The organism is Caballeronia sp. LP006 (assembly GCF_031450995.1).
In the GTDB taxonomy this organism is placed as follows: domain Bacteria; phylum Pseudomonadota; class Gammaproteobacteria; order Burkholderiales; family Burkholderiaceae; genus Caballeronia.
Genome location: NZ_JARTVW010000005.1, coordinates 1,241,509 through 1,266,067, shown reverse-complemented (window position 1 = coordinate 1,266,067; position 24,559 = coordinate 1,241,509). Strand labels below are relative to the sequence as shown.

Genomic DNA, 24,559 nt, shown 5'->3' with positions numbered 1-24,559 from the left:
TAGAATTCCTCCGCGATCTCCCGCAACTCAGGTGCTTCTTTCTCGAATCGTTGCGAAACAAATGAACAACCATCTAAATCACTTTACGATGCATCAGGACGACCGCTCCCTCGGCCGCGAGAAGCGCTTGCTCGTGTTGCTCGGGTTCGTGAGTCTCGCGCTCGTTGGCGGAGCGTTGTATCTGCAGTTCTTCCAGGGCGAAGACCCTTGCCCGCTTTGCATCATTCAGCGCTACTTCTTTGTGCTGATCGCCGTGTTCGCCTTTCTCGGCGCGGGAATGCGCGGCTGGCGCGGCGTCGCGCTGCTCGAATTGCTGGTGGTGATCTCCGCGCTCGGCGGCGTCGCGACGGCGCTGCGCCATGTCTACGTGCAGTCGCATCCCGGCTTCAGTTGCGGTTTCGACGCGCTTCAGCCCATCGTCGACAACCTGCCGCCCGCACGCTGGCTGCCGCAAGTGTTCAAGGTCGCAGGCCTGTGCGAGACGCCTTATCCGCCCATTCTCGGGATCTCGCTGCCGCAATGGTCGCTGATCGCCTTCGGGGTGATTTTCCTGCTCGTCGGCGGCAGTCTGCGTCTGAAACGCAAGCTGCGCGCCGCCGCGCGCTAATTCCGCCACGTTTCATCCCCCTTCCCCGGCGCGGGCTTTTACACGGCCCGCGCGTCTTGCCTCTTCCTCGCATCAGCACATCCGCATAATCTGGATACGGTCCCGACAATCTTTTTGAGATATTGGGATGTTAAGGTCGTGGCTGGATGGCGATCTACGTGCGCGCAGTCCGTCTGTTCAAAGGCAGCCAGCGTCGAATTCGACGGCAACCCATGAAGCAGGCGGAAACCGCGTAACGCGCGCCCGGTCCGCAATGTCCCCGAGTCGCTCATGACAACGCAAACCATCCGCTTCCTTCACCACGGCGCCGTTCGTGAAATCGGCGACGCGCCCGCCACGCGCACGGTGCTTCAGCATCTGCGCGAGGAAGACCTTTGCACCGGCACCAAGGAAGGCTGTGCCGAGGGCGATTGCGGCGCCTGCACGGTCGTCGTGGGCGAGCTGGACGCCAGCGGCGAACTCGCGCTCAAGGCGGTCAACGCCTGCATTCAATTCCTGCCGACGCTCGATTCGCGCGCGCTCTTCACCGTCGAAAACCTGCGCGCCGAAGACGGCGCGCTGCATCCCGTGCAGCAGGCGCTCGTCGATTGCCACGGCTCGCAGTGCGGCTTCTGCACGCCGGGTTTCGCCATGTCGCTGTGGGCGCTGTATCACGCGCATCCGCCCGAAGCCGGGCCGCCTTCGCGCGATGAGATCAACGCCGCGCTCTCGGGCAATCTGTGCCGCTGCACGGGGTATCGGCCGATAGTGGATGCCGCCGAGCGCATGTTCGACTATCCGCGTCCCGCCTTCGATCGTGCCGCGCTCAAAGACGCGCTGGCTTCGCTGCGCCGTTCGGCTACGTTCGAATATCGCGCGCCGGACGCACGCGGCGCGGCTTTTGGCACGCCCGCGTTCACCGCGCCCGTCACGCGCGCTGAATTCGCGCGCCTGCGTGCAGCGAATCCGAATGCACGTCTGCTTGCGGGCAGCACGGATGTCGGCTTGTGGGTCACGAAGCAATTTCGCGATCTCGGCGACGTGCTGTTTATCGGCAACGTCGATGAACTGAAGCACATCGAGCGCGATGCCGAGACGCTGACCATCGGCGCGGCCGTATCGCTCGAAGAGGCTTACGCCGCGCTGACCGCCGATTACCCCGAACTCGCGGAACTGTGGACGCGCTTCGCCTCGCGGCCTATCCGCAATGCGGGCACGCTCGGCGGCAACGTCGCGAACGGCTCGCCGATCGGCGATTCCATGCCCGCGCTCATCGCGCTGAATACCGAAATCGTGCTGCAAAAAGGCGAGCGTACGCGCACGATGCCGCTCGATACCTTCTACCTCGGCTATCAAAAAACCGCGCTCGAAGCGGGCGAATTCGTCGCGGCGATTCGCGTGCCGCGCGCATCGGCCGACTTGCGGTTTCGCACGTACAAGGTCAGCAAGCGTTACGACCAGGACATCTCCGCCGTGTGCGCGGCGTTCGCCATTCGTTTGGCCGACGACAACCGCGTTGCAAGCGCGCGCATCGCGTTCGGCGGGATGGCCGCGACGCCCAGGCGCGCGGCCGCCGCCGAAGCCGCGCTGACCGGCCGCGAATGGTCCGAAGCCAGCGTCCGCGCCGCGATGGCCGCGCTCGATACCGACTTTCAGCCGCTCAGCGACATGCGCGCGTCGAGCGCGTATCGGGCGAAGGTGGCGCGCAACGTGCTGTGGCGCTTCTATCTGGAAACGCGCCGCGACGCGCCGCTCGCGCTCGCGGAACTCAACGCGTTTGCGTTCGGCGCACACGGGATCGAGGCGTCATGACGCGGCCCTTCCCGATCCCGATCGCCGCGAACACGCCACTGCGCGCCAGCGTCCAAAAGGACCCGCGATGAACAAGGCCAGCGAACCTATCCAGCTCGATGCCGCGCTCGACGCCGCCGGCGCCTCGCTGCCGCACGAGTCCGCGGCGCTGCATGTGAGCGGCGAAGCCATTTACACCGACGACATCGCCGAATTGCGCGGCACGCTGCACGCGGCGCTCGGCTTGTCGCGTCATGCGCACGCGCGCATCGTCTCGCTCGATCTCGACGCGGTGCGCGCCGCGCCCGGCGTCGTCGCCGTACTCACCGCCGCCGACATTCCCGGCGAGAACAATTGCGGCCCCGTTCTGCACGACGACCCGATCCTCGCGGTCGACGAAGTGCAGTATCTCGGCCAGCCGGTCTTCGCCGTCATTGCCGAGACGCACGATCTCGCGCGCCGCGCCGCCGCGCTCGCGAAAAGCGAAGACGTCGTGCGCTACGAGCCGCTCGAAGCCGTGCTCACGCCGCGCGAAGCGAAAGCGCGCAAGGAGTTCGTGCTGCCGCCGCTGCATCTGCGGCGCGGCGACCCGGACGGACGAATCGCGGCAGCCAAACATCGGCTGTCTGGCGAATTCGAAGTCGGCGGACAGGAACAGTTCTATCTCGAAGGACAAGTCGCTTACGCCATCCCGAAAGAACAGCACGGCATGCTCGTGCATAGTTCGACGCAGCATCCGAGCGAGATGCAGCAAGTCGTCGCGCACATGCTCGCCTGGCCGACCAACGCCGTGTTGTGCGAATGCCGGCGCATGGGCGGCGGCTTCGGCGGCAAGGAATCGCAGTCGGCCGTCTTCGCGTGCGTCGCCTCGCTGGCGGCGCATCTGCTCAAGCGTCCGGTGAAGTTGCGCGCCGATCGCGACGACGACTTCATGATCACCGGCAAGCGCCACGACGCGGTCTACGAATACGAATGCGGCTTCGACGACGACGGCCGCATCACCGGCGCGCGCGTGGAAATCGCGCTGCGGGCGGGTTATTCGGCGGACTTGTCGGGCGCGGTCGCGACGCGCGCCGTCTGTCATTTCGACAACGCCTACTTTCTCGGCGATGTCGATATCCGTGCGTTTTGCTGCAAGACCAACACGCAGTCGAACACGGCGTTTCGCGGCTTCGGCGGCCCGCAAGGCGCGCTCGTCATGGAAGTCATGCTCGACGAAGTCGCATATGCGTTGAAGCGCGATCCGCTCGACGTGCGGCGCGCGAATTACTACGGCATCGACGAGCGCAATGTCACGCCGTATGGTCAGCCGGTCGCGGATAACGTGATTGCGCCGCTCACGGACGAACTCGTCGCAACGAGCGAATACGAATCGCGCCGCGCGCAGATCGCCGCGTTCAACGCGAAAAGCGCGGTGCTCAAGCGCGGTATCGCGTTCACGCCGGTCAAGTTCGGCATCTCGTTCAACGTGCCGTTTCTGAACCAGGCGGGCGCGCTCGTGCACGTCTACAAGGACGGCTCCGTGCTCGTGAATCACGGCGGCACGGAAATGGGCCAGGGGCTCAACACCAAGGTCGCGCAGGTGGTGGCGAGCGTGCTCGGCATCGGCTTGCAGCGCGTGCGCGTGACAGCGACGGATACATCGAAGATCGCGAATACATCGGCGACGGCGGCATCGACGGGAAGCGATCTGAACGGCAAGGCGGCGGAAGCGGCGGCGCTCACCATCCGCGCGCGTCTGGCGGAACTCGTGGTGAAGCAGCTCGGCGGCGCGGCCGCGGACGTGCGCTTTCATGGCGGCGTGGTGCAGGTCAACGGCGGGCAGATGCCGTTCGAGCAACTCGTGTCGGCCGCGTATCTCGCGCGCGTGCAGTTGTGGTCGGACGGCTTCTATGCCACGCCCAAAGTCCATTGGGACGCGCGGACGCTGCAAGGCCATCCGTTCTATTACTTCGCGTATGGCGCGGCGGTGTCCGAAGTCGTCATCGATACGCTCACCGGCGAATGGAAGCTTCTGCGCGCCGATCTGCTGCACGACGCCGGGCGCTCGATCAATCCGGCTATCGACATCGGTCAGGTGGAAGGCGGCTTCATTCAGGGCATGGGCTGGCTCACGACCGAGGAGCTCTGGTGGAACCGCGACGGACGCCTGATGACGCACGCGCCTTCCACTTACAAGATCCCGGCGATCAGCGACACGCCGCCCGTGTTCAACACCACGCTTTATCGCAACGACAACGCCGAGCCGACGATTTTCCGGTCGAAAGCGGTCGGCGAACCGCCCTTGCTGCTGGCGTTTTCGGTGCTGCTGGCAATCCGCGCGGCCATCGCCGCCAATACGGCCGATGCCGCTCACGCACCGCCGTTGCGCGCGCCCGCGACGCCCGAAGCGATCCTCGACGCGCTCGATGCATCCGTAACACAAAGCGCGGCCGCCGCCCCGGTAAACTAACGCCTGCGACAACGCAAAAGACTCTGGAGCCCCTCGATGCAAGTATGGCTGACCGACCTGCAACACCTGCTCGCGCACGGCGATGCCGTCGTGCTCGTGACGGTCGCGCGTGTCGAAGGCTCCGCGCCGCGCGAGCCGGGCACGAAGATGATCGTCACGCGCGAGGAAGCCCGCTATACCATCGGCGGCGGCCATCTCGAATGGAAGGCAATCGAAACCGCCCGGCAAGTGCTGAAGGACGGCCAGCGCCGTCCGCACATGCGGCGGCTCGAGCGTTTCGCGCTCGGTCCGAGCCTCGGCCAGTGCTGCGGCGGTGCGGTCGTTCTGTCGTTCGAGCGGCTCGATGTCGGCGATCTCAACTGGGTGACGTCGCTCGCGAAGCGCACGGCGCAAGGTCTTTCGACCGTGCGCAGCGTTTCGTTCGCGCCGATGCCCGATGCCGTCATGCTCTCCGACCCCGAACCGGGCGCCGAAGACACCGACTGTCTCCTGTGGGACGGCGCGGGCTTCGACGAAAGCGGCGCGCTGCTCACCGAGACCATCGCACCGCGCGACTTCCAGGTCGTGCTGTTCGGCGCGGGCCATGTCGGGGCCGCGCTCGTGCGCGTGCTCGCGACCTTGCCGTGTCACGTCACCTGGGTCGACGAACGCGACGCGGCCTTCCCCGCCGCGCAGTTCGTGCCGGATAACGTGAGCATCGAGCCGAACGACGCGCCGGACGAAGCCATCGACCAGGCGCGGCCCGGTACGTACTTCATCGTGATGACGCACAACCATACGGTGGATCTCGAACTCGCCGCACGAATTCTCGCGCGTGGCGATTTCGCGTTCTTCGGCATGATCGGCTCGCATACCAAGCGCAAGCAGTTCGAGCACCGGCTCGCGGCGCGCGGGATCGACCCCGCGCGTATCGGCCGGATGGTTTGTCCGATCGGTATAGACGGCATCGTCGACAAAGCGCCCGAAGTGATCGCCGTTGCAGCGGCAGCCCAACTGCTGCAAGCGGTCGAAGCCAACGCCAGCACTTCTGCGTCGTCGCAGCAGACCGCCTGACTAGCCGCAGGCGGAAGTCCCAGCCCCAACAAAGACAAGCCCATGAATCCCACACTCGCCAACAAGATTGCGCGCGCGCCCAAGGCGGAGTTGCATATCCATATCGAAGGATCGCTCGAACCCGAGCTGATTTTCGCGCTGGCGAAACGCAACGGCGTGACGCTCGCCTACGATTCCATCGACGCCTTGCGCGCGGCCTACGCCTTCACCGATCTGCAGTCGTTCCTCGACATCTACTACGCTGGCGCGAGCGTGCTGCTGCACGAGGAAGACTTCTACGACATGACGACGGCCTACGTCGAGCGCGCGCTCGCGGACCACGTCACGCATACGGAAATCTTCTTCGATCCGCAAACGCACACCGAACGCGGCGTTTCCATCGACACGGCGGTGGCCGGTATCGAGCGCGCGCTCGCCGAAGGCGAAAAGCGTGGTCTCACGTCGAAGATCATCCTGTGCTTCCTGCGCCATCTTTCCGAGGAAGACGCGCTCGCCACCTTCGATGCCGCGTTGCCGCTGTTCGACCAATACGCGCATCGGCTGATCGGTGTCGGGCTGGATTCGTCGGAGCGCGGCCATCCGCCGTCGAAGTTCGAGCGCGTGTTCGCGAGAGCGCGCGAACGCGGCCTCAAGCTCGTCGCGCACGCGGGCGAGGAAGGCCCGCCGTCGTATGTCTACGAAGCGCTGGATCTGCTCAAGGTGGATCGCGTCGATCACGGCGTGCGCAGCATCGAAGACGCGGCGCTCGTCGCGCGTCTCGCCGACTCGCGCATTGCGCTCACGGTCTGCCCGCTCTCGAACATCAAGCTCTGCGTGTTCGACGACATGGCCAAGCACACGCTCAAGGACCTGCTCGATCAGGGCGTCGCGGTCATGGTGAATTCGGACGATCCCGCCTACTTCGGCGGCTACGTCAACGCGAACTATTTCGCCATCGTCGATGCCCTGAAGCTCTCGGATCACGAGGTCTACACGCTCTTGCGCAACAGCCTCGAAGCCTCGTTCGTCACCGATGAAGAACGCGCCGCGATGATCGCGCGCCTGGACACGCACTGGAAGCAGTAAGAAATGGAAAGCACGGCAACAACTCAACGCGACGCCACCGCGCTCGAACGCTTCTTCGGCGTGCGCGCGGCGGGCTCGCTCGTCAAGACCGAAGTCGTCGCGGGCATCACGACGTTTCTCACGGCGATGTACATCATCGTCGTCAATCCGGGCATTCTTTCGCAGGCGGGCGTGCCGTTTCCGGCGGCGCTCACGGCCACCGTCATCGTCAGTTTTCTCGGCAGTTGCGCGATGGGCCTTTACGCGCGCAATCCGGTGCTCGTCGCGCCGGGCATGGGCATGAACGCGCTCTTTGCGTTCGTCATGGTTCACGGCGGCAAGATGCCGTGGCAGACCGCGCTCGGCTGCGTGTTCTGGGCCGGCGTGATCTTCGCGGTGCTCGCGATCTTCAACGCGCGCAAGCTCGTGGTCGACGCCATTCCCGACAATCTGCGGCACGCGGTTTCGTGCGGCATCGGCTTGTTCATCAGCCTCATCGGGCTCGTGAACGCGAAGTTCGTCGTGGGCGATCCGGTGACCATCGTGCATTCGGCATCGCTCAATCCGGTGGTCATCACGTTCCTGATCGGGCTTGCCGTGACGACCATATTGGTGGCGCGCAAGACCACCGGCGCGCTCATGCTCGGCATCGTATTCACGACGATCATCGCGATTCCCATCGGCCGCTATTGGGGCGACGGCACCGCTTACTGGCCCGCCGCCATCGCCACGAAAACGCTCGTCAACTGGAACGGGTTCGTGTCCGCGCCGGACTTTTCCGCGCTCGGCCAGCTCGATTTGATCGGCGCGCTGAAGGTGGCCTACTGGCCATTCATCTTCGTGATGCTGTTCACCTCCTTCTTCGACGCGCTCTCCACTTTCATGGCGATCTCCGAAGCCGGCAAGCTCTACGATAAGGACGGCAACCCGCGCAACATCCGCCAGTCGATGATGGTCGACGCCTTCTCCGCGCTTGTTTCCGCGCCGCTCGGCACGAGTCCGGCGAACGCGTATATCGAGTCGGCGGCGGGCATTTCGGCGGGCGGGCGCACGGGACTCGTCGCCGTCGTCGCGGGCCTGTGCTTCCTGCCGTTCCTGTTTCTCTCGCCGCTTCTGTCGCTCGTGCCCGCCATCGCCACCGCGCCCGCGCTGGTGCTCGTCGGCGTGTTCATGATGGAAGCCATCACCAAGATCGAATGGCAGCGCTTCGACGAAGCCATCCCCGCGTTCCTCGCGATGATCCTCATCCCGCTCACGTATTCGATCACGGACGGTGTCGCGTATGGCTTTCTCGCGTTCGTCGTGCTCAAGTCGGCGACAGGACGCGCGAAGGAAATCAAGCCGGCGATGTGGATCATCGCGGGCTTTTCGTTAGTGCTGCTTTCACAGCTTTGAAAACCACGAAGATTGGAGACGTTGCATCATGACTCAAACCGCCTACCGCGCCCAGCTGCTCACCTTCCGGGAAGATCCCGCGCATGCCGCCGACGGCGCGGTCCATGAGGCCGATGGCCTCTTGATCGTCGAAGATGGCAAGGTGGTCGCGGCGGGTTCGTATGCGTCGGTGCGCGACAAGCTCGCTGCGGACGCCACCGTGCATACGCTGCGCGACAAGCTGATCGTGCCGGGATTCATCGACTCGCACATCCACTATCCGCAGACGGACATGATCGCGTCGCCCGCGCCGGGCCTCTTGCCGTGGCTCAACACGTACACGTTTCCGACGGAACGCGGCTTCGAGAATCCGGCGGTCGCGCGCGAAACGGCGAGCTTCTTCATCGACGAACTGCTGGCCAGCGGCACGACCACCGCGCTCGTCTATTGCACGGTCCACAAGCAATCCGCCGATGCCTTCTTCACCGAAAGCGAAGCGCGCAACCTGCGCATGGTCGCGGGCAAGGTGCTGATGGACCGCAATTGTCCCGAGTTCCTGCGCGACACCGCGCAGTCGGGCTACGACGACAGCGACGAACTGATCGGGCGCTGGCATGGCCGCGGGCGTCAGCAATATGCGCTCACGCCGCGCTTCGCGCCGACCTCGACGGAAGCGCAGCTCGAAGCCTGCGGCGTGCTCGCGCAGAAGCATCGGGACGTGTTCATCCAGAGTCACGTGGCGGAGAACACCGACGAGATCAAGTGGGTCGAGAGCCTGTTTCCGGGACACCGCAGCTATCTCGACATCTACGATCACTACGGTCTGTTGCGACGCCGCGCGGTGTACGGCCACTGCATCTATCTCGACGATGCCGACCGTCAGCGCATGGCCGAAACGGGCGCGGTGGCGTCACACTGTCCCACGTCGAACCTGTTTCTCGGCAGCGGCCTCTTCGACTTCGACAAGGCCGGCGCCTCGAACATGCCGGTTGCGCTCGCAACGGACGTCGGCGGCGGCACCTCGTTCTCCATGCTGCAGACCATGAACGAAGCGCACAAGGTCGCGCGTCTGACGGGGCATCATCTGACGGCGACGCGCATGTTCTGGCTCGCGACGACGGGCGCGGCGCAAGTGCTCGAACTCGACGACAAGATCGGCACGCTCGCGCCCGGCAGCGAAGCGGATTTCGTCGTACTCGACCCGGCTGCGACGCCGCTGCTCGCACGCCGCACGCAGCGCGTGAATACGCTTGAGGAACTGCTGTTCGCGTTCGCGCTTCTCGGCGACGATCGCGCGGTGTACGAGACGTATGCGGCCGGCAAGCGCGTGCATTCGCGCGAGCGTCGGCAGACGGCGGCGCTGGAACTGGCGGCGTAGTCGAGCATTACGCTGCGGAGTTCCGCGAAGTTCGGGTTACTGATTGCCAACCGGCAGCCAGTAGCCCGTTTCTTTTTAGAACGATAGACGCCATTCGAGCATGGCGTGTGCATAGCGGATAAAGTGGAGCCTCCGCGTTCAACCATTCGTTCGCAATGGCCTCCATGAAGCACACCGCGCGCACTTCCCCCATCGCCGTCAAGACCGCTCTCGTTTCATTGCTCGCGCTGCCTGCGCTCTGTCAGGCTTTTGGAATCGAAGGCCCGCTCGACTGCCATTCCAACGCGCATGATTTCATCGCGCCGCTCCTCGAAACCAATCTCATCGAAACCAAGCCCATGCGCGTCGAGCCGAATTCGATCAACGCGTTCCGGCCGGTCAAGGGCGTGAATCTCACGGCTTACGGATTCAAGATTTACGCGGTGGTGGGATATCAGAAGAACGATCCGATCTTCAAGGAAGGCAAGGGCGACCCGATCGGCGATTCATCCTACGGCGCCGTCGTTTGGGGCGGCGACGACGAAGTGCTGAAGAAGGTGCGCGATGCGGGCAGCGACGCGGTCGTGCACCACGTCGCGCCCTTCATCACGGCGATTTTTTGCAAGCGTTCCTAGCGCAGCAATTCCGCAACCGACGAAAGCAGGCGCTGCATGTCGTTGGAATCCAGCGCGCCCATCGTCGAGATACGGAACAGTTCCTTCGACAAGCCGCCCTGCCCTGCGTAGATGACGAAACCTTTCGCCTTCAACGCGTCGTGCAGCTTCTCGTAATTCACGCCAGCAGGCAGGCGATACGCCCGCAATACCACCGAAGACTCCTGCGCCGGCAACGCGCTCTCGATGCCGAGCGCAGCCAGACCCGCGCGCACCTGCTCGGCGAGCGTCGCGTAACGCCGATGCCGCGCGCGCCAGCCGCCTTCTTCCTCGAACTCGCGCAGTGCTTCGACGAGGGCGTAATACGCATGCACCGATGGCGTGAACGGCGTATTGCGCTCGTCCTGCAGTTTGGCCAGACGCGCGATGCCAAGGTAGTACGTGCGGCTCGCGGCGTTCTGCAAGGCATCGCGCCGCGCGATGACGAACGCCGCGCCCGGCACGCCGTGCAGGCATTTGTTGGCTGTCGCCGCCACCGCGACGATGCCGCCGCCGTCGAAGTCGATCGCCTCGGCGCCGAAGCTGCTGACGGCATCGACGAGCAGCCCGATGCCGCGTTCGGCGCACGCGCGTGACAGCGTGTCGAGCGGGTTCAGGCGCCCCGTCGTGGTCTCGTGATGGATAATCGCGACATGCGAGAAGCCATCGAGACGCGCGATGATCGCATCGGTATCCGGCGCCTGCATCCACTCGTATTTCACGACTTCATGGTCGATGCGGTACTGCTTCGCGATCTGCGCGATGCGCTCGCCATACACGCCGTTCTCGACGATCAGAAGCCGCCCGCCTTCCGGCACGATGCCCGCAATCATGCTCTCGACGGCGGCCGTGCCCGAACCGGTCATCAACACGGCGCTCCACTTCGCGGGATCGAGTTCGTAAGCGGCGACGAGACGCTTGCGCGCTTCGTCCTGAAGGTCGAAGAACTCCGGCTCGCGATGGCACAAGTCGGTCTGTAAAAGGCTCTTGCGCACGCGTTCGGACAGCGTGACGGGACCAGGATTGAGCAGCAGCATCAGCGGTCTCCAATGTGTCGTTGCAAACGCGCGCGCACGTCTTCGGGCGTGATCTTCGGACGCGGCAAGTCGCCCGGCGTGCCGGCGCGAATCGACAGCCGGGCAAAGCGCGCGCCATTCACGTCGCGCGCTTGCAGCAGGCGGTCGATCACGCCGATGTCGTCGCCATCGAGCGCGAGCGCGTAGCCGCAGGCGGAAGCGATCGACGCGAAATCGACACCGCGCGAAACCGTCGCCTGACCGCCGGTGGATTCGTGTGCGCCATTGTCGAGCAGCAAGTGCACGAGGTTCGGCGGCCCGTAAGCGCCGAGCGTGGCGAACACGCCCATGCGCATGAGCGCGGCGCCGTCGCCGTCGAGCGCGACCACGGTCAGGTCCGGGCGCGACAGCGCGAGGCCGAGCGCCATCGGCGTGACGCAGCCCATCGAGCCGACGAGATAGAGCTGGTTCGCGCGGTCATCGATTGCGTAGAGTTCGCGGCCGCAAAATCCCGTCGATGCCAGCACGACCGTTTCGCCGGCAGGCGTGTTCGCGATCACGCGTTCGAGCGCCGCATGACGCGTCACGCGCTCGCCTTCGAAGCGCTGCACGGCGGCAGGCGTGGCGTTCGACTTGACGCCCGACAAGCCGGTCTTCTTGAGCTCGAAAGGCGCAACGCTGCCCTTTTGCATGACGAGCGCATACGGGCGGCCCGTCTTGTCCATATACGCCGTCGCGCGGTCGAGCGCCGGACCGATGGCTTCGCTTTCCGTCGGAAACAGTTCCCACGGAATCTCCATCGTTTCGAGCATCTGCGGCGTCACGGGACCCATGAGCGCGTGTTGCGGCTCATCGGCGACGCCTGGCTGGCCGCGCCACGTCACGATCAGCAACTGCGGCAGGCGAAACGTCCACGTGAGCGACGTCAGGGGACTCACCGCATTGCCCAAGCCGGAGTTCTGCATCATGGCGATGCCGCGACGTTTGCCCACGCCGCCGAGCGCGACGCCCGCGATCAGCGCGACGGCGTCGCCTTCATTCGCCGCCGAGACGTAATGCAGCGAGTCGTCCTGCAGCACGTAGTTGATGAACGGCGTGAGATACGAGCAAGGCACGCCCGCGTACCAGTCGAAGGCACGCGCGCGCGCCGCTTCGACGAACCCGGCAGCTTCAATCACGCTCGTTCTCCGTGCCGACCGGCATTTGACCGTGCGCGAAATCGCCGGCGCGACGGAAGTCGTCGAGGTCGTTCACGCCGCGCCAGTGGCCGTGCACGTATTGCACTTCGACCTTCTTGCCCGCCGCGACCAGTGCATTGAGCAGCGCGGCCATGTCGAGCTTGTCGAAGTCGGCGCGTTGCTGCAATTGCTTGAGCGTGGTTTGCAACGCTTCTCGCGCGTTGGCGCGCACGTTGATGAGGCCGATCCAGCGGCCTTGCGGTGCGCGGCCATCGGTCAGATTCTGGCCCGCGCCGACCACGCTTTGCAGCCAGACTTTCTGGCCGAAGAGCGAACGGTCGTCGGCGTGCGAGCAATACGCGAAGTCGGTGCCGCTCGCGCCCGCTTGCGGCGCCTGCGACGAATCCACCACCACGCAGAAGTCGCTATCCGATTCCACCAGATCGCGCAGGATATAGCTGCGGAACAAAAGATCGCCATACGAAAGCACGGTGTCGCCGCTCATATGCTTCACGGCACACGCGAGCGATGCCAACTCGCCCGTCGTCTCGTGCTCCGCGTTGACGACGAGACGGATACCGGACGCATCGATCGCATCGGCGCGATAACCGCCGACCACCGTGATGTCGTTGATGCCTTCCTTTTTGAACGCTTCGGCCAGATGGCGCAAGAGCGGCTTGCCCGCGACCGGCAGCATGACTTTCGGACGCTCGGCGGTCAGCGCTTCGAGGCCCGCGCCACGGCTTGCCGCCAGCACCACGGCGCTGCGTTGCGCGTTGGCCGAACTCAGATAGATGTTCTCGGCGGCCGAGTATTCGTCGGCATCCTGCAGACGGAAAATTTCGTTGACCGACGCAATGCGGTCTTCCACGTTGATAAGCGTCTCGCTATCGTGGATTTCCTTCGCGATGGCCTGCATGGCCGAGACCGCGCCGCGAATCAGATGGTTCGCCCAGATCACCGTGCTGATGCCCGCCTGACGGAACACATCGGTCGGCGTGCTGTAGTACTTCGTCGGCACGATGACGAGCGGCCCGCGCCCGGCCCATTCGCGCGCGAAGGTCAGGATTTCGTCGGGCTTCGAGAGCTTGCTGTGAATCAGGATGGCGTCCGCGCCCGCCTGGCGATACGCCTCGGCGCGCTTCAACGCTTCTTCCATGCCCCAGCCCGCGATCAGCGCTTCCACGCGCGCGACGATGGAGAAGTTCGGGTCGCTCTGCGAGTCCTTGCCGGCTTTGATCTTGCCGCAGAATTCGTCGATATCGGCGAGCGGCTGCGCTTCGCCGTTGATGAAGCTGTTGGTCTTCGGAAACTGCTTGTCTTCGATACACACGCCCGCGATGCCACGCTGCTCCAGCTTCTTGACGAGCCGGCGCACGTTGTTGAAGTTGCCGTAGCCGGTGTCGCCGTCGAGGAGAATGGGCAAGTCGCTGGCGTCCGCCATGAATTCGAGGTTGTCGACGACCTGCGTCCAGCTTGCTTCGTTGTTGTCGCGCACGCCGAACTGCGCGGAGATCGACAGGCCTGAGCCCCAGATCGCCTTGAAGCCCGCTTCCTTGGCGATGCGCGCGGAAATGCCGTTGTGCGCCTCCATCAGGAATTCGAGGCGACTGCTTTGCAGCATCTCGCGCAGGCGCAGCGTGCGCGAAAAACCGACGGGAAGTTGCGAGGGTGCGTTCATTTCAGGGCTCCGGCAAACTGACTGAGGGCGTTCAATTGCGGCAGCACGTCGAGAGCCGCGCGCGTCACGTCGTTTTGAAAGTCGATTTCGATCCACGGTGCGCCGGTGACATCGGCGATATCGAACGCGTGGCGCTTTTCCAGCAACAGGTCGCGCACCGCTTCTTCATGCGGCAAGTTCGCACGCCCGGTTCCCACATAATCCGCGACGATTTCGGCCAGGCGCTGCGCCGTCTTCTGATCGAAGCGAAAGAATCCCACCGATTCGCCGATCGTGTCGTAATCCAAGCCCGCCGCCACTTGCTTGCGCAGTTCGACCGGCACGCCGTGCGCCACGCACAGCTTCACCGGCTCGTCGCCGGCTTCGAAGTCGCGGTCGATCAAAAGACGGTTCGCCGAGTCGCCCGCCACCAGCGGTGCGAGAATGCGTTCGTCGTAGAGCACGTCGGCGTCCATCAGGAGGACATCGCCGCCGCGTGTCATGGCGTCGCGCGCGGTATGCACGGAGAGCACGCTGCCAAGCGAGAAGTCGGCGTTGATCACCGTTTCCGTCTTGGGCTTCCAGTCGATGCCCGCCAGTTCCGCTTCGATCTGTTCGTGTTTGAAGCCCGTCACGAAGACGACTTCATCGACACCGGCTGCCTTCAGCAAGTGCAGATGGCGCTCAAGGAGCGACGCGTCGCCGAAACGCAAGAGACACTTCGGCTTTTGCTGGCCTTCGGGCTGCACGAGGCGCAAGCCCATCCCGGCCGCAAGGATAATTGCGCGCATGGTGTGATTCCCTTCGAGGGTGGTTCAGTCGATTTCCGGCACACGCGCGAGACGGCGGCGCTGCCAGCCTTTTTCAACGAAATGCAGATAGACGATGCCCGGCACGCCAAGCAGCAACTCGCGCGCACGTTTCACAAGCGACAGCGCGAGCGCCGCTTCGGGCGGCAGGCCGACGAGACGTGCGAGCAGCAGATAGCCGCCTTCCTGCACGCCGAGCGAACCGGGAATGGCGAACGCCGCGCCGCGAATGGCCTGGCCGAGACTTTCGAGCAGCAGCGCTTCGGTCCAGCCGACCGGGTGGCCGAGCAGACTCAGCGCGAGCCACACTTCGCCCGTGCCAACCACCCAGCCGACCAGGCTCAGGCCGAAGCTCGCCGCGACCTTGCCGCGTTCGCGATACATCTCGTGGACGGCGGTATCGACCGCTTCGGCGCGTGTGACGAGCGAGGACCAGTCGTGCTTCTTCGAGAAGCGCGCCGCGATGCCGGAGGCGAAGCGCATGGCGCGACCGAAAAGACCGCGCCGCTGCGCCAGATAGAAGCCGAGAATCATCGCGCCGATCACGCCGATGACCGCGAGCACCGCGATCCGTACGGTGGAAGCGGAGCCGCCCGTCGCGTAACCGGTGAGGAGCACGACGCCGACCAGCGCGAAAAGCAATTGCGCGACCGTCTGCATGGTCGTGCTGACGGTAATGACCGCGGCGGCGTCGCGGGCGCGCATGCCGCGCTGCGTGAGATAGCGGACCATGAGCATCGGTCCGCCGATCTGCCCGGCGGGCATCAGGCTATTGACCGATTCACCCGTCCAGCGCGCAAGCAAGGCATCGCGCAAGGAGACGTCGCGTTCTTTGTTCGAGAAGAGACTGCTGATAGCGATTGCATCGATGAAAAGCGGCACGAAATGGAACGCCGCGACGGCGACGAGTCCCCAGCCCGCCGCGGCGAGCGTCGAGGCCACGGAGCCGAAGCCTTGCCAGCCGAGCAGCGCGACGAACAGAACCACGCCGGCCGACAGCAGGAAAGTGCCAGCGCGACTCATGCGGCGCCGTTCTTGCCGCCCTTGCGGCGAAAGACCTGCTTGAAACCGAAGTACGCGATCGAATCTTTCATGTTCGAGATGAAGCGCTGAAACGGCTTCATGTTCGGGTCCGTCACGTATTCGAACGTAAGCGAGACGCGCATTTCATTTTCGCCGAGCGGCGTGATGCGATGACGCAGCTTGTCGCCGTCGAAGAAGACGAGCGCGCCCGGCGGATACTGCACCGAGCCCGGCTGATCGGGAATCTCGGGCGTGCGCGTGTGCAGTTCGTAGTCGAGACGGCAGGAGGAGTCGTCGATGACACCGAGCAACAGCGTGTAACGGCGGCCGTTGTAATACGAAGTGTCGTAGTGCCAGCCGATGTGATCGCCTGGCCGCGTATAGAAATACAGCGCGTAGGCGTGCGCGTCGTCTTCGGGCGAGAGTTGCAGTTTGTCGCCCGTCAGCGTTTCGAGCCACTCGATGAGGGCTTCCGAGCGGTACAGGTCCGCGATGAACGGCGCAAGCTTGTCGAGCGTATGACGGCTCACGCTGCCGCCCGCCTTGTGCCCCGGCAAGTAATTGCGATTTACGGCGGGCATGACATCGTGCACGGCGGCGATCAGGCGTTCGGTGTAATCGCGCGGCAGAAAGTCTTCGAGGTAGAGAAACGCGCCCTGCTTGTCGTAGTCCTGGCGCAATTGCGGCGTCGGCAGCGCCGAGATGCGCGCGGACAACGTCGTGTCGATGTCGCGCGCGCTCGGCGTGGCTTTGCTGGTCCCGTTGCTCGTTTCGTTGAGCTTGTCGTGAAGTGGGGTTGCCGTATCGCTCATCTCACCGCCTGGAAGTCCTTGCCGTTCTCGCTACGCGTTTGCGCCTGGCTCGCGCTCGAGCTCTTCGCGCGACGCTCGCGACGCATCACGCGTTGATAATCCACCGCCACGTAGATCGCGAAAAGCGGCGCGCCGATGGCCGCGGTGATCAGAAACGGCGTCGTGCCGTTCAGGATGGTAATCACCGGCAGCAGGTAAAGCACGTCCTCGGTTTCGAAGCCCGCCATCGACGCCTGCTTCGTGGCGGCCTTGCCGACCGTCGACTCGATCCGCATGCGCAGGAAAAAGATCAACGCAACGGCAATGCCCGCGATGCCGCCGAGCCACTGCGCCGAAACGGGCCACGCCGGATGATGCACGCTCACGTAAAAGCCGATGCCCGCGAACAGCAGCACGGTGACGAGCGCATCGCACGCGAGGTCGTACAGGTGGCCGATCCTGCTCGACTGACCGCTGATACGCGCGAGCTCGCCGTCGGTGTGATCGACGAGATTCGATAGTGCGATCAGCAACGCGCCGAGCGTGCAAAGCCAGAACGAACCGAGCGACAAATAGTACGCGCCGCCAAGACCGATGGCGAGCCGTAGTGTCGTAAGGTGATTGGGCGTTACCGGCGTTCCGACGAGTGGCGTGACGAGACGGCGGGCAATGCGCGCGTCCCATGTCGATGGTTCGGGAACGGCTTTCGGGCTGGGCGGACACGATTTTGTCATCACGCGAATATATCGCTATTTCGCGCAAGCTGCATATATTGCGACTCATTCCGACGGCGTCGGAACCTTGTTTAGCGGGGCCGGACGCGTGTTTTGATCCATGCCCGCTCGCCGCAAACGATTGTCGCGATTCGCCCCGAAGAAAATATTTCCGATTCGTTTTGGCGGAACAGGCGCCCCGTTTCGATTCGGGGCGCTTGCGGATCACTGAATGGTCGCGGGCGGCGGCGCGTCGCGCGGCGGCGGAGGCGGTGGCGCATTGGGCGGTGGGATGGGTACGCTGCGCTCGTTGCCGATGGATGCCGTGGTTTCGCTCGACATGCCGCCGTTCTTGTCGACAGGAATGGTGACCGTGCGAACCGTGCCGTTGCCGAGCGGGAAGTCGGCCAGCGCGCTGCGCGTGAGATACGGCATGGCGTGATAGAGCGACGGATCTTCCGTGGAATTGACCGCCGTCACCTTATAGACTTCACGCCCGGAAGCACGCTCGTTCATGCGAATCTGCAGCGCGTGGATATAAACCGGGAAGCTTTGATCGACGTAACCCGTCGGGCCCCACGGGCCACCGCCGTAGCCGTAGCCATAGCCGCCCCAGCCGCCGCCCCATGGTCCGAAGCCCGGGCGGCCCCACGGACCGTACATCGGCCAGGGATCGTAATAGACGGGCTGGCGCACCGTCATCAAATCGCCGCGTACCGAATAATTGAGCGCCACCTTGTAGTTCGCGCTCGCTTCCGGCGCCTGACGGAACGAATACTTCGAAAGCTCGGTGGCGACGAGCGTCTCGTAAGTCGTCTGCTCGATGCTGTTCTGCTGATCGTTGTTGCGCGCGAAGGCGTAGGTACGGGTGGCGTCGCGGCCGCCGCTCCAATCCGAGAACGCGGTGACTTGCGTCTGCACGTAGGTCGTGCAGCCGGCAAGCCAGAGCACGCCAAGCGCGAGCGCCGCGCGGGCCAGCATGCGCCACGGGCCGCTGCCTTCGATCCGGGAAATCATGGTCTTCCTCGCTTCGTTCAATGTCGTTCCGGTTTGAGCCGCTCTTGCTGTGGCCGCGGACGCCTCGCTGACCGTCCGGCTTCACGATCGGCGGGCGTTCAGTACAATGGTTCGACATGCCGCGCCCGCTTTTGTGCCCGAAACCACCCGGCTCACGAGCGCGACCGCGCCGCTCAACTCACTCAAGATCTTGCCATGTCCACCACGACCGAAACGACCGCATCCACCGTGATCCGCCGCCAGGACTACACGCCACCCGCGTTCCTGATCGATTCCGTCGCGCTCGAGTTCGACCTCGTGCCCTCGCGGACCGTTGTCAGAAACAGCATGCGTCTGCATCGCAACCCCAACGCGGCGGACAACACCGCGCGGCTCGAACTGATCGGCGAGCAACTCGAATTCGTTAGCGCGACCATCGACGGCAAGCCGCATACGGACGTCCGTGTAAGCGATAACGGTCTGTCCATCGGCAATATTCCGGGCGACGCGTTCGAACTCGTCATTGAAAGCGTCTGCAATCCTGCCGCGAACACCACGCTGTCCGGGCTTTATGTGTCGAGCGGCAACTTCTTCACGCAGTGCGAGGCGGAAGGTTTCCGGCGCATCACCTATTTCCTCGACCGTCCGGACGTGATGGCAACCTACACCGTGACCCTGCGCGCCGACAAGACCGCGTATCCGGTGCTGCTCTCGAACGGCAATCTGATCGATGAAGGCGATCTGCCCGACGGCCGCCACTTCGCCGTCTGGGAAGACCCGTTCAAGAAGCCGAGTTATCTCTTCGCGCTGGTCGCCGGCAAGCTGGTGAGGATAGAAGAGCGCATTCAGTCCGGTTCGCGAGAGAAGCTGCTGCAGGTCTGGGTCGAGCCGCACGATCTCGACAAAACGCGCCACGCCATGGATTCGCTCATCCACTCCATTCGCTGGGACGAGAAGCGCTTCGGGCTGGAACTGGATCTGGACCGCTTCATGATCGTCGCGGTCAGCGACTTCAACATGGGCGCAATGGAGAACAAGGGCCTCAATATCTTCAACACGAAGTACGTGCTGGCCAATCCGGAAACCGCGACCGATATCGACTTCTCCAACATCGAAGCGGTCGTCGGACACGAGTACTTCCATAACTGGACCGGCAACCGCGTGACTTGCCGCGACTGGTTCCAGTTGAGCCTGAAAGAAGGCCTCACTGTCTTCCGCGACCAGGAATTTTCCGCCGATATGGCCGCGGGCGACGTGGACGGCGCGGCGAGCGCGGCCGCGCGCGCGACCAAGCGGATCGAGGACGTGCGCGTCTTGCGTCAGATGCAGTTCGCCGAGGACGCCGGCCCGATGGCGCATCCGGTGCGCCCGGAAAGCTACGTCGAGATCAATAACTTCTACACGATGACCGTCTACGAGAAAGGCTCGGAAGTCGTGCGGATGTATCAGACACTCTTTGGCCGCGAGGGTTTTCGCAAAGGCATGGACCTGTACTTCCAGCGCCACGACGGTCAGGCCGTGACTTGCGACGACTTCCGTCACGCCATGGCCGACGCTAATAACCGCGACCTCGCGCAATACGAGCGCTGGTACAGCCAGGCGGGCACGCCGCGTGTGTCGGTGCGCGCTTCCTACGACGCCGCCGCCAAGCGCTACACGCTGACGCTCGCGCAAGGCTACGCCGAGGGCAACGAAGCCGCGCGCGCCACGCAACAAGGTCCGCTCCTGATTCCGTTCGCGGTCGGTCTGATCGGCGCGAATGGCGCGGATTTGCCGCTTCGTCTCGAAGGCGAAAAAGAGCCGAACGGCACGACGCGCGTGCTCGAATTCGCGGAGCGCGAACAGTCGTTCACTTTCGTCGATGTGAGCGAAGCGCCGCTACCCTCGCTGCTGCGCAATTTCTCGGCACCGGTGATCGTCGAATTCGACTACACGAACGAACAACTGGCGTTTCTGCTGGCCCACGACAGCGATCCCTTCAATCGCTGGGAAGCCGGTCAGCGGCTCGCCACGCGGGAACTGCTGGCGCTCGCCGCGCGCGCGGCCAAGGGCGAAACGCTCACGCTCGATAGCGACATCATCGCGGCATTTTCCCGCGTACTCGACGACACCACGCTCACGCCCGCTTTCCGCGAACTCGCGATGATGCTGCCATCGGAAAGCTATCTCGCCGAGCAAATGTCCGTCTCCGACCCCGCCGCCGTGCACGCGGCGCGCGTGTTCATGAGCCGCCAGCTCGCGACAGGACTGCGCGACAAGTGGCTCGCCGCTTACGAGGCGAACCGCACGCCGGGCGAATATCGTCCGACACCGGAAGATGCGGGCAAGCGCGGCCTGAAGAACCTCGCCCTTGCCTACCTGAGCCAGCTCGACGACCCGAGCGAAGCAATCAGGCTTGCCGAGGCTCAGTACGATTCGGCCGACAACATGACGGATCGTTCGGCGGCGCTTTCCGCGCTGCTCCTGGCAAGCGCGACAGCGGGCGCCGATCCCACCGTCGCCGACACCGCGCTCGACGACTTTTATCGCCGCTTCGAGCACGAGGCGCTCGTCATCGACAAGTGGTTCGCGCTGCAGGCGACGCAGCGTGGCGGGCCGGACCGCAAGATCATCGAGATCGTGCGCCAGTTGATGCAGCATCAGGCGTTCACGCTGAAGAACCCGAATCGCGCGCGCTCGCTGATTTTCAGTTTCTGCAGCGGCAACCCGGCGCAATTCCACGCGCCCGACGGTTCCGGCTACGCGTTCTGGGCCGAACAGGTCATCGCGCTCGATGCGCTCAATCCGCAAGTTGCCGCCCGCCTCGCGCGCGGCCTCGAATTGTGGCGCCGCTTCACGCCACAGTTGCGCGAGAAGATGCATGCGGCGTTGACCGAAGTGGCGTCGAAAGCGAAATCGCGCGATGTGCGCGAAGTCGTCGAAAAGGCGCTCGCCGCTTAATCACTGATTCATCACACTTTTTTACTGTTTAGCGGCCACCCCGTGTTGTTTAGCGCGGTGGCCGTTCTTGCTTATGTCGGGCATCAGCGGCCTCTGTCATACGGAGCGCATGGGGCAAGCGGTTAGAATCATGAGATTCGTCAAACGCTCACGGAGCCCAGCATGTCCATCTCCAGCCGCACTACGCTCACGAAATATCTGATCGAGCAGCAGCGCGAACACCAGAATCTGCCGGCCGACTTGCGTCTTCTGATCGAAGTCGTCGCGCGTGCATGCAAGCAAATCGGTTACCAGGTGAGCAAGGGCGCACTCGGCGACGCGCTCGGTACGGCCGGCAGCGAAAATGTGCAGGGCGAAGTGCAGAAGAAGCTCGACGTGCTGTCCAACGAAATTCTGCTCGAAGCCAACGAATGGGGCGGCAACCTGGCCGCGATGGCATCGGAAGAGATGGAAAAGATCTTCCCGATCCCGAATCGTTATCCGAAAGGCAACTATCTGCTGACCTTCGATCCGCTCGATGGATCGTCGAACATCGACGTGAACGTGTCGATCGGCACCATTTTTTCGGTGCTGCGCTGTCCGGACGGCGCGGAGCCAAGCGAGGAAGCGTTCATGCAGCCGGGTTCGGCGCAGGTCGCCGCGGGCTATGCGGTGTACGGCCCGCAAACCGTGCTCGTGCTCACGACCGGCAACGGCGTGAACTGCTTCACGCTGGACCGCGAGCTGGGCTCGTGGGTGCTGACGCAGAGCGACATGCGCATTCCGACCGAAACGCGCGAGTACGCGATCAACGCGTCCAACAGCCGTCACTGGTATGAGCCGGTGCAGCGGTATATCGGCGAGTTGAACGACGGCAAGGACGGCCCGCGCAAGGACGACTTCAACATGCGCTGGATCGCGTCGATGGTGGCGGATGTGCATCGCATCTTGAATCGCGGCGGCATCTTCATGTATCCCGCCGACAAGCGCACGCCGGACCGCCCGGGCAAGCTGCGTCTGATGTACGAAGCGAACCCGATGGCGCTGATCGTCGAGCAGGCTGGCGGCGCCGCGACGGATGGCGAGCAACGCATTCTGGATATCGTTCCAACGAGCCTGCACCAGCGCGTGCCGGTGTTTCTCGGCTCGAAGAGCGAGGTCGATCGCGTGACGCGTTATCACTCGGAAAAGAAAGTTTGATTCAGGGTCTTGCCAAATTGGGAAAGGAGTCTCTATAATCTCGTTTCTCTGATGCCGGAATAGCTCAGACGGTAGAGCAGCGCATTCGTAATGCGAAGGTCGGGGGTTCGATTCCTCTTTCCGGCACCAAACGTATCAAGCAAAAAGCCCAGTCAGGTTGACTGGGCTTTTTGCGTTGTGGGGTCTTCCCAATAAACGCAGGCCAACCGAGTCCATATCAGCGATCAGATGGCACCGAAACACCGCGCACACGTAACGCCATGAAAACAAGCCATACGTTGCCTCCGCCACGGTCCTCGAAACGCGCTTCATGCAAACGCCGGTCGCGAGTCTCGAAGCGCGGCAATCAAGCAATCACAAAACTCAGTGCGTCTAAGTTTTCCGAAGCACCGCTGAGAATGGCGAACTGCTGAACGCGCCGCGAAGCAAGTTCAGCCTCCCTCCTCCGCGCTCGTCGCAGAACATGGGTCGAATGCCGCGCGGACTCATCCGCTCATCGACATGAACTACCTTGGTAGACATCCGCCCATGTCCTCGACCCACGGCAACATTCGTCACGAGATAAAACCGTATATACTGTTTTCTCCACATCAAGAGGAGAAAAAATGAGCACACCCAAAATCGATGCCCCCGCCACCAAGGCTGTCGATGCTCCCAAGAACGCCGTCGCAAAAGACGAGAAGCCGGCCACGAAGACCGCAACGAAAACCCGGTCGAAGGCTGCGGCGCCCGCATCGGGTGGAGTGAAAAAGCCCGCGAAGAAAGCAGTTGCCAAGCCCATAGCCGGCGCATCCTCGGCTCCCGCGACGAAGTCGAAAACGAAGCCGAAGACGAAGGCAACCGAAGCCAGGGAAAAGAAACCGACCGCGCGCGCCCCTGCCGATACAGCCAAACCCGCCGCGACGACCAAACCCGCGGCGAAAGCCAAGCGAGCGAAGAAGGAAAAAGTCGTGCGCGACAGCTTCACCATGCCAGAAGCGGACTACGCGAAGATTGCATCGCTCAAGCAGAAGTGTCTCAACAACGGCATCCGCGTAAAGAAGAGCGAACTGCTGCGCGCCGCACTCGCTGTGCTCGACGCCGCGCCGGAAAAGCGCATCGTCGCCGCGATCAAGGCGCTCGAAACCGTCAAGACCGGCCGTCCTGCAAACGCCTGACCGCCGCTCGATCGCGAACCTCGCAACACGTCGAGGAACGCTCCGCTGCCAGTGCAATCGCCGCTGGCAGCGTCATCGACATTGAAGACGCGCAAGGCACCTACGACGCGCATCTGCTCAATGAAACTTTTGTGTCAAGCCGCCGATTTTCTCATTCGTGTGTTTTTATGAAATCGATCACAAAAGGCCGCTTTCTTGTAATAGCATTAGCGCACGTTTCTGCCCCGTCAGCGGCTCTTCACAGCTGACGCCATGAGCTGAAGCCATTCGACGACAAAGGTGGATGAGATATGAGCCATCACATCCAAAAGAACAAAGTGGAGTTCAATTGAAGAAGCGCGCCACTGTTATCTGTCGAAAGGGAAAACGCATTCTTCTAGTGGCACGTCGCCAATCGAAATGGGCCCTGCCAGGCGGAATCCTCAAGCGCGGGGAGCATCTCCCTGACGCCGCGCTTCGAGAACTCAAGGAGGAAACACAACTCTCCGGCAAGTCGGCCAAGTATCTCTTCGACTTCAGAGGCAAGCAAAAGCATCATCACGTCTTCTATTGCGATATCTCCGCTCGCGCCAAGCCGCGTCCGAGCAATGAAATCTCGCGATGCCGCTGGGTGAATCTCGAAGACATTCCACGGCTCATGACGAGCACGCCAACGAACGATATCGTGAAGCTCGTCAGTCATAAGCGTAAGAACGGCCGCGGAAAATAAAGCCGAACCGCGACACGGACGAGCTCGTCAATCCCGAAAGACGTCACGCGCGTCGGCCGCACATCAACCGTGGCACTT

Annotated in this window: 21 protein-coding genes and 1 tRNA gene; 13 read left to right on the top strand and 9 right to left on the bottom strand. The window is 63.4% G+C overall.

Annotated elements, in window-relative coordinates:
• Positions 1–88: 88 nt before the first annotated feature.
• The 8 genes from P9250_RS22555 to P9250_RS22520 all read left to right on the top strand — a co-directional run bounded on the left by P9250_RS22555 (position 89) and on the right by P9250_RS22520 (position 10,292).
• A complete protein-coding gene (locus P9250_RS22555; protein WP_244827988.1) occupies positions 89–607 on the top strand; it encodes a disulfide bond formation protein B in 519 nt (172 codons plus the stop codon).
• Positions 608–877: 270 nt separating this feature from the next.
• Entirely contained in the window at positions 878–2,398 is a 1,521-nt protein-coding gene (gene xdhA / locus P9250_RS22550) for a xanthine dehydrogenase small subunit (RefSeq protein ID WP_310395285.1), read from the top strand.
• A gap of 67 nt (positions 2,399–2,465) precedes the next feature.
• Positions 2,466–4,829: a xanthine dehydrogenase molybdopterin binding subunit gene (gene xdhB / locus P9250_RS22545; protein ID WP_310395283.1), complete on the top strand. Its 2,364-nt coding sequence runs from the start codon at positions 2,466–2,468 to the stop codon at positions 4,827–4,829.
• 36 nt (positions 4,830–4,865) lie between these two features.
• Positions 4,866–5,882, top strand: coding sequence for a xanthine dehydrogenase accessory protein XdhC (xdhC, locus tag P9250_RS22540; protein WP_244827396.1), 1,017 nt, complete (start codon positions 4,866–4,868; stop codon positions 5,880–5,882).
• A 42-nt stretch (positions 5,883–5,924) separates the two neighbouring features.
• Positions 5,925–6,947, top strand: coding sequence for an adenosine deaminase (locus tag P9250_RS22535; RefSeq protein WP_310395281.1), 1,023 nt, complete (start codon positions 5,925–5,927; stop codon positions 6,945–6,947).
• 3 nt (positions 6,948–6,950) lie between these two features.
• Entirely contained in the window at positions 6,951–8,321 is a 1,371-nt protein-coding gene (locus tag P9250_RS22530; RefSeq protein WP_244827394.1) for an NCS2 family permease, read from the top strand.
• A 28-nt stretch (positions 8,322–8,349) separates the two neighbouring features.
• Positions 8,350–9,678, top strand: coding sequence for a guanine deaminase (gene guaD, locus P9250_RS22525; RefSeq protein ID WP_244827393.1), 1,329 nt, complete (start codon positions 8,350–8,352; stop codon positions 9,676–9,678).
• Between the two features lie 164 nt (positions 9,679–9,842).
• Entirely contained in the window at positions 9,843–10,292 is a 450-nt protein-coding gene (locus P9250_RS22520; RefSeq protein WP_310395279.1) for a hypothetical protein, read from the top strand.
• On the opposite strand, the gene P9250_RS22515 is transcribed toward P9250_RS22520, so the two are convergent.
• The 8 genes from P9250_RS22515 to P9250_RS22480 form a co-directional block, all read right to left on the bottom strand.
• A complete protein-coding gene (locus tag P9250_RS22515) occupies positions 10,289–11,347 on the bottom strand; it encodes a 2-aminoethylphosphonate aminotransferase (RefSeq protein ID WP_244827391.1) in 1,059 nt (352 codons plus the stop codon). The two genes, P9250_RS22520 and P9250_RS22515, sit on opposite strands and share 4 nt — an antisense overlap.
• The gene (gene aepY / locus P9250_RS22510) at positions 11,347–12,504 is read right to left on the bottom strand and encodes a phosphonopyruvate decarboxylase (protein ID WP_310395276.1); all 1,158 of its coding nucleotides are present in this window, start codon (positions 12,502–12,504) and stop codon (positions 11,347–11,349) included. Before aepY ends, P9250_RS22515 begins: the two co-directional genes overlap by 1 nt.
• Positions 12,497–14,185, bottom strand: coding sequence for a phosphoenolpyruvate mutase (gene aepX, locus P9250_RS22505; RefSeq protein ID WP_310395274.1), 1,689 nt, complete (start codon positions 14,183–14,185; stop codon positions 12,497–12,499). Before aepX ends, aepY begins: the two co-directional genes overlap by 8 nt.
• Positions 14,182–14,955 carry a phosphocholine cytidylyltransferase family protein gene (locus P9250_RS22500; RefSeq protein WP_310395272.1) on the bottom strand — a complete coding sequence of 258 codons (774 nt, stop codon included), beginning with the start codon at positions 14,953–14,955 and terminating at the stop codon, positions 14,182–14,184. The genes aepX and P9250_RS22500 overlap by 4 nt, the downstream gene beginning before the upstream one ends.
• Before the next feature lie 24 nt (positions 14,956–14,979).
• Positions 14,980–15,996 carry a flippase-like domain-containing protein gene (locus P9250_RS22495; RefSeq protein WP_250492011.1) on the bottom strand — a complete coding sequence of 339 codons (1,017 nt, stop codon included), beginning with the start codon at positions 15,994–15,996 and terminating at the stop codon, positions 14,980–14,982.
• Entirely contained in the window at positions 15,993–16,808 is an 816-nt protein-coding gene (locus P9250_RS22490) for a 2OG-Fe(II) oxygenase (protein ID WP_309961204.1), read from the bottom strand. The genes P9250_RS22495 and P9250_RS22490 overlap by 4 nt, the downstream gene beginning before the upstream one ends.
• Positions 16,805–17,521, bottom strand: a complete 717-nt coding sequence (locus tag P9250_RS22485; protein WP_310396846.1) for a CDP-alcohol phosphatidyltransferase family protein — start codon at positions 17,519–17,521, stop codon at positions 16,805–16,807. The genes P9250_RS22490 and P9250_RS22485 overlap by 4 nt, the downstream gene beginning before the upstream one ends.
• 204 nt (positions 17,522–17,725) lie before the next feature.
• Positions 17,726–18,517 (bottom strand): DUF4136 domain-containing protein, encoded by a 792-nt coding sequence (locus P9250_RS22480; RefSeq protein WP_409014925.1) that lies wholly within the window; start codon positions 18,515–18,517, stop codon positions 17,726–17,728.
• Between the two features lie 195 nt (positions 18,518–18,712).
• Here P9250_RS22480 and pepN point away from each other — a divergent pair, with 195 nt between their 5' ends.
• The 3 genes from pepN (at position 18,713) to P9250_RS22465 (ending at position 22,744) form a co-directional block, all read left to right on the top strand.
• Positions 18,713–21,436: an aminopeptidase N gene (gene pepN / locus P9250_RS22475; RefSeq protein ID WP_310395269.1), complete on the top strand. Its 2,724-nt coding sequence runs from the start codon at positions 18,713–18,715 to the stop codon at positions 21,434–21,436.
• Between the two features lie 162 nt (positions 21,437–21,598).
• Positions 21,599–22,615 (top strand): class 1 fructose-bisphosphatase, encoded by a 1,017-nt coding sequence (locus tag P9250_RS22470; RefSeq protein ID WP_244827384.1) that lies wholly within the window; start codon positions 21,599–21,601, stop codon positions 22,613–22,615.
• Positions 22,616–22,668: 53 nt separating this feature from the next.
• A tRNA-Thr gene (locus P9250_RS22465) sits at positions 22,669–22,744 on the top strand.
• 364 nt (positions 22,745–23,108) lie between these two features.
• Here P9250_RS22465 and P9250_RS22460 read toward each other — a convergent pair.
• On the bottom strand, positions 23,109–23,585 hold the full coding sequence (locus P9250_RS22460) for a hypothetical protein (protein ID WP_310395268.1): 477 nt from the start codon (positions 23,583–23,585) through the stop codon (positions 23,109–23,111).
• On the opposite strand from P9250_RS22460, the gene P9250_RS22455 reads away from it, so the two are divergent.
• Both P9250_RS22455 and P9250_RS22450 read left to right on the top strand, forming a co-directional pair.
• Entirely contained in the window at positions 23,566–23,772 is a 207-nt protein-coding gene (locus tag P9250_RS22455; protein ID WP_310395266.1) for a hypothetical protein, read from the top strand. The genes P9250_RS22460 and P9250_RS22455 overlap by 20 nt on opposite strands.
• A gap of 328 nt (positions 23,773–24,100) precedes the next feature.
• Complete coding sequence (locus P9250_RS22450) at positions 24,101–24,481, top strand: NUDIX hydrolase (RefSeq protein ID WP_250463896.1); 381 nt, start codon at positions 24,101–24,103, stop codon at positions 24,479–24,481.
• Positions 24,482–24,559 lie beyond the last annotated feature (78 nt).